The 15601-nt window shown below is 57.0% G+C and carries 13 protein-coding genes; 10 read left to right on the forward strand and 3 right to left on the reverse strand.

Going from position 1 to position 15601, the window contains the following annotated elements:
• Window positions 1–71: 71 nt before the first annotated feature.
• Window positions 72–1571, reverse strand: coding sequence for a D-alanyl-D-alanine carboxypeptidase/D-alanyl-D-alanine-endopeptidase (dacB, locus tag FQ179_RS18140; protein ID WP_149398711.1), 1500 nt, complete (start codon window positions 1569–1571; stop codon window positions 72–74).
• A 134-nt stretch (window positions 1572–1705) separates the two neighbouring features.
• Between dacB and queA the strand changes: the two genes are divergently transcribed.
• From queA to secF, 5 genes are all read left to right on the forward strand, one after another.
• A complete protein-coding gene (queA, locus tag FQ179_RS18145) occupies window positions 1706–2836 on the forward strand; it encodes a tRNA preQ1(34) S-adenosylmethionine ribosyltransferase-isomerase QueA (protein WP_149398712.1) in 1131 nt (376 codons plus the stop codon).
• Complete coding sequence (gene tgt / locus FQ179_RS18150) at window positions 2833–3969, forward strand: tRNA guanosine(34) transglycosylase Tgt (protein ID WP_149398713.1); 1137 nt, start codon at window positions 2833–2835, stop codon at window positions 3967–3969. The genes queA and tgt overlap by 4 nt, the downstream gene beginning before the upstream one ends.
• A gap of 61 nt (window positions 3970–4030) precedes the next feature.
• The gene (gene yajC / locus FQ179_RS18155) at window positions 4031–4375 is read left to right on the forward strand and encodes a preprotein translocase subunit YajC (RefSeq protein WP_149398806.1); all 345 of its coding nucleotides are present in this window, start codon (window positions 4031–4033) and stop codon (window positions 4373–4375) included.
• A 68-nt stretch (window positions 4376–4443) separates the two neighbouring features.
• Window positions 4444–6318, forward strand: a complete 1875-nt coding sequence (secD, locus tag FQ179_RS18160; protein ID WP_149398714.1) for a protein translocase subunit SecD — start codon at window positions 4444–4446, stop codon at window positions 6316–6318.
• Window positions 6319–6377: 59 nt separating this feature from the next.
• Complete coding sequence (secF, locus tag FQ179_RS18165; protein WP_149398715.1) at window positions 6378–7313, forward strand: protein translocase subunit SecF; 936 nt, start codon at window positions 6378–6380, stop codon at window positions 7311–7313.
• 152 nt (window positions 7314–7465) lie between these two features.
• Here secF and FQ179_RS18170 read toward each other — a convergent pair whose 3' ends face one another.
• Together FQ179_RS18170 and FQ179_RS18175 are read right to left on the reverse strand one after the other, a co-directional pair.
• On the reverse strand, window positions 7466–7858 hold the full coding sequence (locus FQ179_RS18170) for a cytochrome c (RefSeq protein ID WP_255475055.1): 393 nt from the start codon (window positions 7856–7858) through the stop codon (window positions 7466–7468).
• A 128-nt stretch (window positions 7859–7986) separates the two neighbouring features.
• A complete protein-coding gene (locus FQ179_RS18175; RefSeq protein WP_149398716.1) occupies window positions 7987–9210 on the reverse strand; it encodes a sulfite oxidase in 1224 nt (407 codons plus the stop codon).
• A gap of 467 nt (window positions 9211–9677) precedes the next feature.
• On the opposite strand from FQ179_RS18175, the gene miaB reads away from it, so the two are divergent.
• The 5 genes from miaB (at window position 9678) to lnt (ending at window position 15303) form a co-directional block, all read left to right on the forward strand.
• Window positions 9678–11171 carry a tRNA (N6-isopentenyl adenosine(37)-C2)-methylthiotransferase MiaB gene (gene miaB / locus FQ179_RS18180; protein WP_149398717.1) on the forward strand — a complete coding sequence of 498 codons (1494 nt, stop codon included), beginning with the start codon at window positions 9678–9680 and terminating at the stop codon, window positions 11169–11171.
• Complete coding sequence (locus FQ179_RS18185) at window positions 11168–12184, forward strand: PhoH family protein (RefSeq protein WP_149398718.1); 1017 nt, start codon at window positions 11168–11170, stop codon at window positions 12182–12184. Before miaB ends, FQ179_RS18185 begins: the two co-directional genes overlap by 4 nt.
• Entirely contained in the window at window positions 12174–12692 is a 519-nt protein-coding gene (gene ybeY, locus FQ179_RS18190) for an rRNA maturation RNase YbeY (protein WP_149398719.1), read from the forward strand. The genes FQ179_RS18185 and ybeY overlap by 11 nt, the downstream gene beginning before the upstream one ends.
• A 66-nt stretch (window positions 12693–12758) precedes the next feature.
• Entirely contained in the window at window positions 12759–13646 is an 888-nt protein-coding gene (locus tag FQ179_RS18195) for an HlyC/CorC family transporter (RefSeq protein ID WP_149398720.1), read from the forward strand.
• Complete coding sequence (gene lnt / locus FQ179_RS18200; protein ID WP_255475056.1) at window positions 13639–15303, forward strand: apolipoprotein N-acyltransferase; 1665 nt, start codon at window positions 13639–13641, stop codon at window positions 15301–15303. The genes FQ179_RS18195 and lnt overlap by 8 nt, the downstream gene beginning before the upstream one ends.
• The last annotated feature ends 298 nt before the right edge of the window (window positions 15304–15601 follow it).

Consider the following 15601-nt stretch of genomic DNA (forward strand, 5'->3'; position numbering starts at 1 on the left):
CTGACGTTGCCGGATGAATTATTGTAATCGGCACACGTTGCAATCCGGGCGGCCCCAGGCCGCCCGAGCTGTCATCGTTGTGCCAGCCAACTGACCAGGGCGTCATCAAAGGCCCGACCACCTGCCACAGCACGCTCGTCGTTTACAAACTTGACCAGAATATACCGTTTGCCGCTGGCACCCATGACATAACCCGCCAGCGCCTTGGCATCACGCAGCGTGCCCGTTTTCAGGTGGGCGCGCCCCTGGGCATCGCCGTTGCGCAGACGGCTTCTGACCGTGCCATCAACCCCAACAATAGCCAGTGACGATATAAATTCGGGCATCATTGGAGAGCGCCAGGCCACGTCGAGCATGCTTCCCATACCTGCGGCGGTGAGCCGTGAGTATCTGGACAAGCCAGCGCCGTTATCGATGACCCAGCCCCGTGTGTCCACCCCCTGACTTTGCAATAGCGCCAGCGCAGCAGCAGCCCCCGTAGCAGAGGTTGCCCCCTGCCCTGATTGCTGTGCACCAAGCGTCAGCAGCAAGGTTCGCGCCATGACATTATTGCTGTGCTTATTGATATAACGAATGACATCACCCAGCGTGCGCGAATCATGCCATACCACCGGCTTGGCGTTGGCGGGCGTGCGACCCTCTGTTACATTTTTGGCGAGTGTGCCACCCAGCTCCTTCCACAACATGCGAAACAAGCCTTCGAAATACGTTTTTTGAGAAAATGCCAGCCGATACTCGCTGAATTCGCCACATGAACCTACGGCTGCGCCAGAAACACGAATAATGAATTCATTGCCAGAAGAAACCACCTGTGTTGAAACCGAAGGTGAGCCGGGACAGACAGCGTCTTTCCAGGCAATGTCGCCTTCAACCCGCACGCCCCTTAGCGGAGGGTCGATCACAGGCACCCATTTGCGCGCCGCCACATCTGGCTGAAAGACCAGACGCAGCGCACCCAGGCCCACCATCATGGCATCAGGGCTGGCATTATAGGGACGGTCGCCCGCGCCGTCGAAGGCGCCAGGGTCTATGGTGACCGCACCGAACAAAGAGCGATCTACCACGACCTCCGTCAGATTTTTAATGCCTCTTAACCGCAGCTGACGCAACAACCCCCAGAGATCCTGCATCGTCAGGAACGGATCACCGCCCGCTTTCACGTAAAGTGGGCCCAACAGCGTACCTTGTGCGTCTACTCTGCCGCCGTCCTTGGCCAAAATCGTCGTGCGCCAGACATAGTCTGACCCTAGCCCCGACAAACCCGCCCAGGTGGTTACCGTTTTCATGACGGAGGCGGGGTTGCGTGACTCAGTGGCATTGATGGCAATCATGGGCTGCACTGTGCCGACCTCTTTTACATAAAGAGAAAGCGCACTTTCTGGCAAGCGTGTGTTGCGCCACGCAGTCGCCAACTCGGGCGGCAGGCCTTGCGCCAGCACACAGGGGCCGACCAGGCTAAGCAGCAGCAAGAGCGTACCCGCCCACGCCAGTTGCCGCAGCCTGGTCGCGACAGACCCGATGGCCGCTTTCGCACGGCGGCCTGTTTGCTGGGACGCTAACGGCAAATACATGGTCGGTGTCTCCTGAAAATCATGAGCATAACCAAAGAAAGGCAGGCTTTCAGCGAAAAGTGATGTCAACAGCTTAAAATACCTGTCTCACAGCATAGCGGCGAACACGCCGCGCCTACCATCTAAGATTTTTCGTGAACCCTAGCCTTGAACTTTCGCAGTTCGATTATGAACTGCCCCAAGAACTTATTGCCCAGTCACCCGCTACGCGCCGCGTCGAAAGCCGGTTACTGCATCTTGACCCGCACAGCGCCCTGCACGACCGGCAGTTTGCCGACCTTGCAGTACTGCTCAGGCCGGGCGATTTGCTGGTCTTTAATAACACGCGTGTCATCAAAGCCCGGCTAACCGGGCAAAAAGAAAGTGGCGGCAAAGTCGAGGTGCTGGTCGAACGCATTATCGACTCCCACAACGTGCTGGCGCATGTGCGTGCCAGCAAATCTCCCAAGCCGGGAACGCGCTTGCGGCTGGCCGACACCTTCATGGCCACCGTACATGGCCGCCAAGGCGAATTGTTTGAAATCGAGTTCCCCGAACGGGTGCTAGACCTGCTTGACCGCCACGGCGCAATACCGCTCCCGCCCTATATTACACACGCGGCCGACCAAGAAGACGAAGAACGCTATCAAACCGTATATGCCAGCGAACCAGGCGCCATTGCAGCCCCTACGGCAGGCCTGCACTTTGACGACGCCATGCTGGCCCAATTAGCCGACAAAGGCATACGTCAGGCATTTGTAACGCTGCATGTAGGCGCCGGCACCTTCCAGCCTGTGCGCGTACAAAAGCTTACCGAACACATCATGCACGCCGAGCGTTACTCCGTACCCGCTGAAACCATCGCCCTTGTGCAGGCCACACGCAAAGCCGGCGGGCGCGTCATTGCTGTAGGCACCACCAGCGTGCGCGCACTCGAAGCCGCTGCCGCACAACAGCGCACCGCCCAGGCGTCAGCCACTCATCCGGCCAAAGTCGCCGGCGCTGACGCCACCATGGCCGAACAAAGTGCATCCGCTACACTCACCCAAGCCACCCTGGCAACCATAGAAGGCGACACCCGCCTGTTTATTACCCCAGGGTATACATTCGCCTGGGTGGACGCACTGATTACAAACTTTCACCTGCCACAATCCACCCTGCTCATGCTGGTTTCAGCCCTGGCAGGCATGGAGCCCATACGGCGCGCCTATGCGCACGCCGTCCAGTCCCGGTATCGCTTTTTCAGTTATGGCGACGCCATGTTTATCGAAACTCCGCAACCATGACAGGTTTACATTTCCAACTTCTTGCCCGCGATGGTGCCGCCCGGCGCGGCCAGATCACGCTTAACCATGGCGTGGTCCAGACCCCCATCTTCATGCCCGTGGGCACCTATGGCAGTGTAAAAGCCATGCTGCCGCACGAGCTCGACGACATCGGCGCGCAAATCATTCTGGGCAACACCTTCCACCTTTGGCTGCGGCCCGGCAACGAGGTTATGCAGAAGCACAACGGCCTGCATGGTTTCATGCAATGGCACAAGCCCATACTTACTGACTCCGGTGGGTTTCAGGTGTTCAGTCTTAGCGGAATGCGCAAAATTACCGAAGAGGGGGTGAAGTTCGCCTCACCCATCGATGGTTCCCGGCTTTTTCTTACCCCAGAAGAATCCATGCGCATCCAGCGTGCGCTCAACTCTGACATCTCCATGGTGTTTGATGAGTGCACGCCCTACGAAATCGAAGGCCGTCCCGCCACCGAAGAAGAGGCGGCGCAGTCCATGCGCATGTCTCTGCGTTGGGCCAAGCGCTCGCGCACCGAGTTTCAGCGGCTTGAAAACCCCAATGCCCTGTTTGGCATTGTGCAGGGCGGCATGTACGAGCATCTGCGTGATGAGTCACTGGCCGGTCTGGTTGATATCGGTTTTGAGGGCTATGCCATCGGCGGCCTGTCGGTAGGCGAGCCCAAAGAAGAAATGATGCGGGTACTCGCACACGTGGCGCCACGTTTGCCCGAAAACGCACCCCGCTACCTGATGGGGGTAGGCACGCCTGAAGACCTGGTCGAAGGCGTGAGCCGCGGTATCGACATGTTCGATTGCGTGATGCCAACCCGCAATGCGCGCAATGGGTGGTTGTTTACACGATACGGCGATATTAAAATTCGCAATGCGCGCTACCGCGATGACACCCGCCCTCTTGACCCCTCATGCAAATGTCACACCTGCAGCAAATTTTCGAGAGCATATCTGCATCACCTGCAGCGATCCAAGGAAATTACCGGATCTCGCCTCAATACCATGCATAATCTGCATTTTTACCTTGCGATCATGCATGAAATGCGCGAAGCCATAACGACCGGCCAATTTGAGGCCTGGCGCGAAGATTTTCACCGTGATCGTGCTCGCGGCATCGAATAGCAAAGTTACCGCTACAATACAGAGTTAACCTAAAAACATCTCAGGAGAGTATCCTATGGCCATGGCAGCACTCGACACACTGACACTGATTACCGCACAAGCTTCACTTGGAGGCGACAACGCGCTGATGGGCATGCTGCCCATCATCCTCATGTTCGTCATCCTCTATTTTCTGATGATTCGTCCACAAATGAAACGCCAGAAAGAACACCGCAATATGGTGGCCAACCTGGGCAAGGGCGACGAAGTAATCACTAACGGCGGCCTGTTGGGTAAAGTTACCAAAATTACCGACAGCTACATCACCGTAGAAGTCAGCTCGCTGGCAGAAAAGCCTGTCGAAGCCATTTTCCAGCGCTCCGCCGTCACTGCCATCCTGCCCAAGGGCACGATCAAGGCGCTCTGATACCGGCACGCGCGCGTTCTCCGCGCGTTGTTCCGGTTTTTTTTCCTGCTTCAGCCACCTGACCGACCATGAACCGCTACCCTCTCTGGAAGTACCTGACCGTACTGGCTGCCCTAATTTTGGGCCTTCTGTACACGTTACCTAATTTTTTCGGAGAGTCGCCCGCGGTACAGGTGTCCGCCGCCAAATCCACCATCAAGGTTGATCACGCCACGTTGGGTAGGGTTGAAGAAATTCTCGCGAAAGCCCACATTACATCCACCGGTAACCGTTTTGACATGAACGGCCCCGTTGGCACTATACGCGTGCGCTTTGACAACACCGATGTTCAGTTGAAGGCCAAAGACCTCATCGAGAAAACGCTCAACCCCAACCCTGAAGACGCTGATTACACGGTGGCGCTGAACCTGCTTTCGGCGTCACCCAACTGGCTGTCCAGCCTGGGGGCACACCCCATGTACCTGGGGCTGGACCTGCGCGGGGGGGTGCACTTTCTGCTGCAAGTCGACATGCAAGGGGCTCTCACGGGCCGCTACGACTCCATCGCCAATGACGTACGCAGCAACCTGCGTAACGAAAAAATCGATGCCGGCGGCGTAGAACGCAGTGGCTTGTCCATTACCGCCTCGTTCAACAGTGAAGACATCCGCAACGAAGCAGCAACCGTGTTGCGCCGCAGCCACCCCGACATGACCTTCGTTAATTCGGGTGACAGCGGCGGCCGCTACAGCCTGAAAGGCCAGCTGACCGAGACTGCTGTTACGCAAGTGCAAACGCACGCGCTCAAGCAAAACATCACGACCCTGCACAATCGAATTAACGAACTGGGTGTGGCCGAGCCAATTATCCAGCAGCAGGGTTCAGACCGCATTATTGTGCAACTGCCCGGCGTACAAGACGTTGCCAAGGCCAAAGAAATTCTCGGCCGCACAGCAACGCTTGAAATTCGCATGGTCGATGATTCGCCCCAGGCACAGGCTGCGCTGGCGGCAGGCACAGTTCCGTTTGGGCTCGAGCGCTACACCGATCGTGATGGCCGCCCACTGCTGTTACGCCGTCAGGTCATCCTGACCGGCGAAAACCTGCAAGATGCGCAGCCCGGTCGCGACCAGCAAACCCAGCAGCCTTCGGTCAACCTTACGCTCGACGCCAAGGGCGCGCGTATTTTCCGCGACGTTACCCGCGACAATATCAACAAACGCATGGCCATTCTGCTGTTCGAGCAGGGCAAGGGTCAGGTGGTTACTGCCCCGGTTATCCGCAGTGAAATCCCAGGTGGGCAAGTACAAATCACCGGCAGCATGACTGCCCAAGAAGCCGCTGACACCTCCCTGTTGCTGCGCGCCGGCTCACTGGCCGCGCCCATGGAAATCATCGAAGAGCGCACCATAGGCCCAAGCCTGGGTGCCGACAACATCGCCAAAGGCTTTAACTCCACGCTGTATGGCTTTCTCGCCATCGCCATCTTCATTATTGCGTACTACCGGCTGTTCGGCGTTTTCTCCACTGCCGGGCTGCTCTTTAACATTCTGTTGCTCATGGCCGTATTGTCCATGCTGCAGGCTACGCTGACGCTACCCGGCATCGCCGCCATCGCCCTCACACTGGGCATGGCCATTGACGCCAACGTACTGATCAACGAGCGCATACGTGAAGAACTGCGCGCCGGGCTACCACCTCAACAGGCCATCCATCTCGGCTTTGAGCGTGCCTGGGGCACCATTGTTGACTCCAACCTCACAACCCTTATCGTTGGCGTGGCATTGCTGGCATTTGGCACTGGGCCCATCCGTGGCTTTGCCGTGGTGCATGTCATCGGCATTCTCACCTCAATGTTCTCCTCTATTGTCGGTGTACGGGCCGTCGTCAACCTGTGGTATGGGCGCAAGCGCAAACTGAAATCCGTATCCATCGGCCAGATCTGGAAACCGAAAGAAGACTAAGCACTTACGCGCGGCGCCCCGGGCGCCGCCCGCCTACCCTACAAAGACAAGACAAGCACATGGAATTTTTCCGCATACATCGCACCATCCCCTTCATGCGCCACGCGCTGGTGCTCAACCTGATCAGCCTCGTCACGTTCATTCTGGCGGTGTTCTTCATCGCTTCGCGAGGCTTTCATCTCTCCATCGAGTTTACCGGTGGCACGGTCATGGAGGTGCACTATCAAGAAACCGCACAGATCGAAGAAGTGCGCTCAGCCATCAACACACTGGGCTACACCGACTATCAGGTAACCAACTTCGGCACGTCGCAAGACATTATGATCCGGCTGCCCGTGCGCAAAGGCGAAAGCTCGGCCGCACAAAGTGATTCGGTTCTAAAGGCCCTCAAAGCACAAACCTCCAACGTTGAGCTGCGACGGGTTGAGTTTGTGGGGCCGCAGGTCGGGCAAGAGCTCGTGCACAACGGGCTCATGGCGCTGCTCTTTGTGGTCGTGGGCATCATGCTGTACCTGGCCATGCGGTTTGAGTGGAAGTTCGCCGTCGCAGGGGTCGTGGCCAACCTGCACGACGTGGTGATCATTCTGGGCTTCTTCGCCTTCTTCCAGTGGGAATTTTCACTCTCGGTACTGGCGGGTGTGCTGGCCGTGCTGGGGTATTCGGTCAACGAATCCGTCGTCATCATGGACCGGATCCGCGAAAACTTCCGCAAGATGCGTAAAGCACCCACAGAAGAAGTCATCAACAGCGCCATTACGCAAACCATCTCGCGTACGATGATTACACACGGCTCCACGCAAATGGTCGTCATGTCCATGTTCTTCTTTGGCGGCCCTACCCTGCATTACTTCGCGCTGGCACTAACCATCGGCATCTGGTTTGGTATTTATTCCTCGGTATTTGTAGCTGCCGCCATCGCCATGTGGCTGGGTGTCAAACGCGAAGACCTGGTAAAGCCCGCCAAAAAAGACGACCCCAGCGCCGAAATCGCCTGATCGATAAACACACCTTACCCTGGCCGACTGCAATGTGGCCAGGCCACAAAAAAGCCGCTACAGCGGCTTTTTTTTTGGTGTAGGGCACTGACTAACAACCAAAGTGGGACGGCCTGATTACAAAATGCTCCACAGCAAAGACGGCATACCACTTACGATGGATCACCACCCGTAACGTGCGACACATAGGCCGCGACCGCTTCGATTTGCTCATCGGTCAGGCTTTCACCAAACGACGGCATGATACCGGCACCCTGTGTAACCATGTCTTTAACATGCGAGTACGACGGCTTCAGGTCGTCGAGGTTTGGGCCAATCGCGCCCGCAGAACCCGCGTCTTTCAGCGTATGGCATACGGCACAGGCAGGTACTGCGTCTTTCATGAACAACGCCTTCCCCTGTTCGAGTTTGGCCTCATCGATGTCAGATGCACTGCCTACGCATGGAGCAACCGCCAGCGCAACGGCCGCCAGCGACATCGCCACCACCCTACGAGCGCTCGTTGAGCCCGCCATCACCACATACTTCTTTACTGATTGGTTCATAAAAATTCCGACAAAACTGTCTTATTCAGAGAAGACACCCGGCTACCTCATAAACACGTAGTACCGGGCACCATGGAAACAGGCCGGGCGATCAACACCGCACCGGCCCGCTCCAGAAACAACGGCTGTTACGCGACCTTGATCGTAACCATATGGTCACGCCAACTGGTGTTCAGATAGCCGCGATTGTTGTCCACGCGTTCTTCAGGCTGAACATCACCGGCTGCATTTTTGGCACGGCTTGCGATTTCATACGTGCCTGGCTTCAGGGTTGTTGCCAGCACAAACTCGCGCCATGCGTATTTCCCCAAATCAGGACCTACGAACGTAGCTTTTTCCCAATCTTTGCCACCGTTCAGCGATACTTCCACGGACTCGGCTTCGGTCATGCCCCCGAAAGCCACACCGCGAACCAGCACTTTGCCGGCCTTTACGGTTTCATCAGGGTTGGACGGAGACGTCACCCACGACTTGACAGGCATTTCCCATACTGGCTCAAAGGTTGGATCGCCCTTGGTGCCAACCGGCGACATCCGATAGCTACCCTGTTGGATCTTGGCCTTGGATTGTTCTTCGGTAAATGCCAGATGTTTGACGTACTTAACGTTATTTACGCCAAGATAGCCCGGCATAATGACGCGCAAAGGCCCGCCATGGGCCAGGGGCAAGGCCTCGCCATTCACTTCCCATGCCAGCAGCGCGTCCTCGATGCCGTCGACAGGTACAGAGCGCTCAACTTTGACCGTGTTGGGATCAAGACCCGCCGGGATTTCTTCGCCACCCGTACTGGTCATGAACTTCATGCCATCAGCCACACCGCCTGTCGCCTCGATAATCGCCTTGACGGGTACGCCCGTAAACACCACACAGCCAGCAGCGCCGACTGTCCACTGGGTGCCGCTAGGCTTGTGCGGAAACCAGGCCCGCCCGTTGCCGGAGCACTGCAACACCATGGGCACTGATGTCAGCCCCATCGTCTTGAGTTCAGCCACAGTGAAACTGCGCGGATTCTTGACACCTGTTACTTCGAGCACCCATTCATCAGGCTTCTCGGTAATCTGTTCACTTGGTGGGTTGAGATTGTTACGGACGAACAAGCTGTTGAGCGGCGTAAGACCGCCCGAACCGACTGCCCAGCGGTGCGTTTCCATTGTGTTTGCGCTGTGTACAGTCAGGCTGTCAGCGTTTTTCCAGGCCGCGTAGGCGGGAAGTGGCTTCGCGGCAGCAGCCGCGTCACTGGCAGCCGCAGCTTGCGCCTTAGCCGACAGTGTGCCGCCCAGACCCGCCATCGCCACCAGGCCGCCCGTCGTGGCCAGCACTCGTCGGCGACCGGGGTTATTAAGTTGTTCCATATTTATCCACTCCTTAAAAAAATCGAGCCAGTGCGTGGATCACTGGACAACCAGTGACTTCGCTCCTGCTCGTTACCTGCCGTTTATCTTTACCAACTGCATCCAGCAAGCACTCTGCCTGGATTCGCTTTCGCTACGTATGCTTCGCAACAGGCTGATCAAGCCTTATGCTATCTGATCGCGCTCTATTGCTCTGATTGCTTTTCAACCACCGCACACTCCGTCAGTAATCGCATGATCTGTTTATATATAATTATTACTGATTTGTATATATGATGTCAGTAACATTCATACTTAAAGCAATAAACGAGATTTCGCTACGCCCTCCGCTGCCTCACGCTAATATCCACAGCCCGGGCCTGCCAACCGCCACCTCAAGGCTGGCCACTACCCTGCTGGACTTGAAGGTACAATAGCTGCTTTATTTCTCATTGCCCCCGGGATATAAACCCGTCACGGCTCACACCATGCAAGAAACCACCCTCAAACGACACGCGGCCACCGCGCCTACCCCTGCAGCCGTCGATGCCTCTAACGCAACCATACGCGTCACAGCACCTGATGTCACACAGGAGCCAGAGCAGTCGGCCCAGCCCGCCACACCCACACGCAAACTGTTCATACGCACATTCGGCTGCCAGATGAACGAGTACGACTCCGACAAAATGGTTGACGTACTACGTGAACATGGCGGTGCCGAGCTAACGCAAAACCCTGAAGAAGCTGACATCATTCTGTTCAACACCTGTTCGGTACGCGAAAAAGCGCAAGAAAAGGTATTTTCAGACTTGGGCCGAGTACAGCATCTTCGGCAGACCCGCCCTGGTCTCATTATCGGTGTGGGTGGCTGTGTGGCCAGCCAAGAAGGCGAGGCCATCGTCAAGCGTGCGCCTTATGTCGATGTGGTATTTGGCCCACAAACCCTGCATCGGCTGCCCCAGTTAATTGCCCGCCGGCAACAGACTGGGCGTTCGCAGGTAGATATCAGCTTCCCTGAAATTGAAAAATTTGACGCACTGCCACCTGCCCGCGTTGACGGACCAACCGCATTTGTATCCATCATGGAAGGCTGCAGCAAATACTGCAGCTTCTGTGTGGTGCCCTACACGCGCGGCGCTGAAGTGTCGCGCCCCTTTGAAGACGTACTGACAGAGGTCGCTGACCTGGCAGACCAGGGGGTCAAAGAAATTACCCTGCTGGGCCAGAACGTCAACGCCTACCGCGGGCCGCTGGGCGACACTGATGAAATCGCTGACTTCGCCATGCTGCTCGAATACGTACACGAAATTCCGGGCATTGAGCGCATACGCTACACCACGTCGCACCCCAAAGAAATGACCACGCGCCTTATTGAGGCTCACGGCACACTCAGCAAACTGGTGCCTTTTCTGCACCTGCCCGTTCAGGCCGGCAGTGACCGCATACTGGCTGCCATGAAGCGCGGCTACACCACGCTAGAGTTCAAGTCCATTGTGCGTCGCCTGCGCGCCGCGAGGCCTGGCCTGACACTGTCGTCCGACTTTATTATCGGCTTTCCCGGCGAAACTGAAGACGATTTCGAAAAAACCATGAAGCTCATTCGCGACGTTGGTTTTGACACGTCGTTCTCATTTATTTATTCTCGCCGACCTGGCACTCCCGCCGCCGATCTTGATGACACAACACCCAAAGAGCTCAAGCTTGATCGGCTGCACCGTCTGCAGGCACTCATAAATGAGCAGGCCACCGCCATCAACGACGCCATGGTTGGCACGACACAGCGCGTCCTGGTCGAAAAACCCTCGCGTCGAGACCCAGACAGCGAACTGTCAGGCCGAACCGAAAACAACCGTATCGTTAACTTTGTTGGCCAGCCACGCCTCATCGGGCAAATGATCGACGTGCGTATTACCCATACCATGACCAACTCGTTGCGCGGCGAAATTATCACGCGCGACTCCGCTGAAACGGGCGCTGCATGAGCCAGACGGTACGCAAAAAAAAGCCCGTTATCGTGTTGCTGGACGGTGACAATACGCACCTTGCCAACTTGCTGGGGCCACTGGATGCCAATCTGCAGCAAATCGCCACAGGGTGGGATGTAGAAATCAACCGACGGGGCAATCGCCTGTCCATTACTGGCGACCAGGCTGATGCTGCCGCCAACGCGCTCAACTTATTCCACCGACGCGCTACCCACACACCGTTATCAGTGGATGACATTCAGTTGGGCATGGTCGAACTTGGGGCCGGTAGGCTAACCGAAGCAGAGCAAGAGACGCTTCCTGTGCAGGAAAGCCTGCCTGAACTGCCGCCCGTTGACGACCTTAGCCTGAACCTGCGCACCCGCAAGTCTGACCTGCGGCCACGCACCCCACGCCAGCGTGATTATCTCAACAATATTCTGCGCCATGACATCACCTTTGGTGTTGGGCCTGCAGGCACCGGTAAAACCTGGCTGGCCGTTGCCTGCGCCATTGACGCACTCGAGCGCGAGTCCGTACAACGCCTGGTGCTAACGCGTCCGGCTGTCGAGGCCGGCGAGCGGCTAGGCTTTCTGCCCGGCGATTTGGTGCAAAAAGTCGACCCCTATCTGCGCCCTCTTTACGACGCGCTGTACGATTTAATGGGGTTTGACCGTGTTCAACGCATGTTCGAGAAACAAACCATAGAAATCGCCCCGCTCGCCTACATGCGTGGCCGTACGCTCAACCATGCTTTTGTCATCCTTGATGAAGCCCAGAACACCACCCCTGAACAGATGAAAATGTTTCTGACACGCATAGGGTTTGGCAGCAAGGCTGTGATCAACGGTGACCCCTCACAGGTCGACCTGCCTCGTGGCAGCGCCAGCGGTCTTGTTCACGCGGTAAACATTCTGGAAGATGTACAGGGTATCGCCACCACACGCTTCACTAGCCGTGACGTGGTGCGCCACCCCCTGGTTGCGCGTATCGTAGACGCCTACGAAAAGGCAGACGACCATGGAGCCTGAGTCGCATAGCCGTACCAAGCCAGCAGGGCCCCCAGCGCTTTCGCTGGCAGTTCAGTACGCCGTACAGGCTGATGAACTACCCCGCTGGCGCCTGCGCCGATGGGCAAGCCACGCCGTTGCGGGCGTCGCGCGCGCTCAGGCCGAAGCCGGCCAAGAGGTGTTCTGCGCTGTCACGCTTACCATACGCCTGGTCGATACCGACGAGGGCCGCCAGCTTAACCGCGACTTTCGCGGCAAAGACTACGCCACCAATGTGCTGACGTTCGAGTACGGCGTAGATCCCGATGGCACCGCCAGCGGCGACATCGTACTCTGTATGCCCGTGCTGTTGCGCGAAGCGGCAGAACAAAAAAAAACCCTGCTTGCCCATGCGGCACACCTGACAGTACACGGTGTACTGCACGCGCTGGGCTACGATCACATCGAGCCCGACGAAGCACAGTACATGGAGTCTCTCGAAATCTCTGTACTGCATAAAATGGGGCTTGCAAACCCATATATCTCATAAGCCGCCCTACGCCTCACCCGGCAATATCGGTTATCCTAAAGATTCGTTAAACCAGTCCCCTGGACAATGTCAGAACCAAGCTCACCAGACGCCGAGCCTCGACCGGCGAAAAACTCATCGAAATCCCTGTTCAGAAGGCTCACTGCATTCATGCAGCCTAATGAACCGGTCGACCGCGAAGGCATCAAGGCGGTGCTCGAAGCCGCCCACGAGCGGCACGTGCTCGACGCCGAAGCCTATGCCATGATTTCGGGAGCGCTCGATGTTGCCGACCAAACTGTCGCAGACATCATGGTGCCGCGTTCAAAAATGGATATGCTCGACATTGAGCGGCCCCTTGCCGAGATACTGCCTGAAATCATCGAAACCGGCCATTCACGCTTTCCAGTGTTTGAAGACGACCGCGACAACATCGTCGGCATTTTGCTGGCCAAAGACTTGCTGCTGTCCATCAACAACCCGTCCATTGACTTGCGGCCACTCGTGCGACCCGCCGTATTCATCCCCGAAACCAAACGTCTCAATGTGTTGTTGCATGATTTTCGGGTCAGCCGCAACCACCTTGCCATTGTCGTGGACGAGCATGGCGGCATATCAGGCCTGGTTTCCATGGAAGACGTGCTCGAGCAAATCGTGGGCGAAATCGAAGACGAATACGATGAAGACGCCGAAAAAACCATTTTCCAGACCGGCACCAACAGCTGGCGGGCCATGGGCATCACCGAAATCGATGTATTCAACGAAACCTTCCACACCCACCTGCCCAACGATGATTACGACACGCTAGGGGGGTGGCTGGCCGCTGAACTGGGCCGCATACCCCGGCGTGGCGACAGCATCAACTATGAAGGGCTCAACATTACCGTAGTGGGCGCTGACGCCAAACGTGCACTTTGGTTGCATATACAGCACAACCGTGCAGCCCCGCCGGCTCCACTGAACAGCAGTGACTAAGCCGCCACGCTTCTGGCACCTGAGCCCCCCGCTGGTAGCCATACTGCTGGCATTAGGTGCCTTTCATGCGCTGTCGTTCGCGCCAGGGCCGCTGCCGCCGTGGGCACTGCCATTTGTGCAGATATTCAGCCTTGCCTTTCTGGCGCATCACACTTTCCGTTCAAGCTCTGGCTGGCAGGCCGCTCTCAAGGTCTATCTGTTTGGCATAAGCAACTTTGCGGTCGGCCTGTACTGGCTGTTTATCAGCATGCACGAGTATGGTGGCCTGGCCGCCCCGCTGGCAGGCTTCGCTGTGCTTCTGCTTGCGGCCGCAATGGCCATTTATTCCGCCTTGGCCGTTAGCCTGGCATGGTGGCTTTCAGAAGGCCACAGGCACGCAGTTTCCAGCCACCGCGGCCAATTGATGATGGCAGTCATATGGGCCTCGAGCTGGACACTTTTTGAATGGCTGCGCGGCACGCTGTTTACCGGGCTACCCTGGCTAAACTTAGGCTATGCGCACGTAGAAGGGTTGCTGGCAGGCTGGGCGCCTGTAATAGGCGTCTATGGGCTAACCTGGCTGGCCGCCTTTGCAGCTGCCGCCATAGGCCTGTTCGCCAATGCCAATGCCAAAGACAAAGATCAAGGCAACGAAAACAGCGCAAAATCGGCCATGGGAGTAGGGCTTGCCGTGGTGGCCGGGTTGGTGGGCATTGTTCTCTCACACGCTACATGGTGGCAGCCTCATGGCAACCCCATAATAGTAAGACTGGTTCAGGGCAACACGCCCCAGTCCATGAAGTTCAACCCACAGTTTTTGCAGCAAAGCCAAAAAGATTATCTGCAACTGGCAACGCTGGCACCGCGCGAGCCTGACGGCGCGCCTGATCTCATCGTCTTGCCCGAAACCGTCATACCCCTATTGCAAGACCGCATCGCACCCGAATTGTGGCAACAATGGCAGAACGTCGCGCGCGAACGCAATGCCACCATCATTATGGGCGTGCCACTGCACGACCAAGTAAATGGCCGCGACCGCTATACCAACAGCGCCATCGCCTTTAACGCCGACACCCCCATTGACGCCATCATGTCAGCGCAGGTGGCCGACCGTTACGACAAACACCACCTCGTCCCATTTGGCGAATTCATTCCCACCGGTTTTCAATGGTTTGTTGATGCCATGAATATCCCTCTAGGTGACTTCGATCGCGGCCAGGTACGGCAGACCCTATTTACGACAGACGGCCAGACCATTGCGCCCGACATCTGCTTTGAAGACGTTTTTGGTGAAGAAATCATCCAATCGGTAAAGCCCAGCGCTGACCACGGCTCGGGCGCCACCATATTACTGAATATGAGCAACCTGGGGTGGTTTGGAGACTCCTGGGCCCTACGCCAGCATCTTCAAATCTCACGTATGCGTGCCCTCGAAACCGCACGCCCCATGCTGCGCAGCACCAATACCGGCATGACGGCTGCCATTGACCCCAATGGCAAAGTTCGTGCTGTGCTAGAGCCCATGAGCAAGGGCGTACTCGACGTCGAAGTGCAGGGTGCCAGCGGTTTGACCCCCTATGTGCGCTGGGGCAACACCTTAATACTGGGCTGGGCGTTGTTCTGGTTGGGTGCAGCATCTGCCCGCCGACGCCCCCAGAAGCCCAGCCCGACGCGTTAAGCCGTTCACAGAACCCAACAAGCAACACGGGTTTTAAATGCGCCTCACGGCCTCTGAACGGGCAGTGAGGCGCATTTTCGTGCTGCCGTCGCTCTTTGTCATTGTTGCCATTGAATAAGCTCGCATTCAGGGCGAATGAAGCCTGTACCATGCAAGACATCAGCACATCACCATACATCGATCCAGAACGCGATCAAGCTGCCCCGCTAGACCCATGCCGGGCCACACGTGTGCAAGATCAGCGCTACCCGGTTGAGCATTGAGCACCTTGCGCCAGGCAAGAGGCCCTCATCGCCCA

Source organism: Pusillimonas sp. ANT_WB101 (assembly GCF_008369125.1).
Classification (GTDB): domain Bacteria; phylum Pseudomonadota; class Gammaproteobacteria; order Burkholderiales; family Burkholderiaceae_B; genus Allopusillimonas.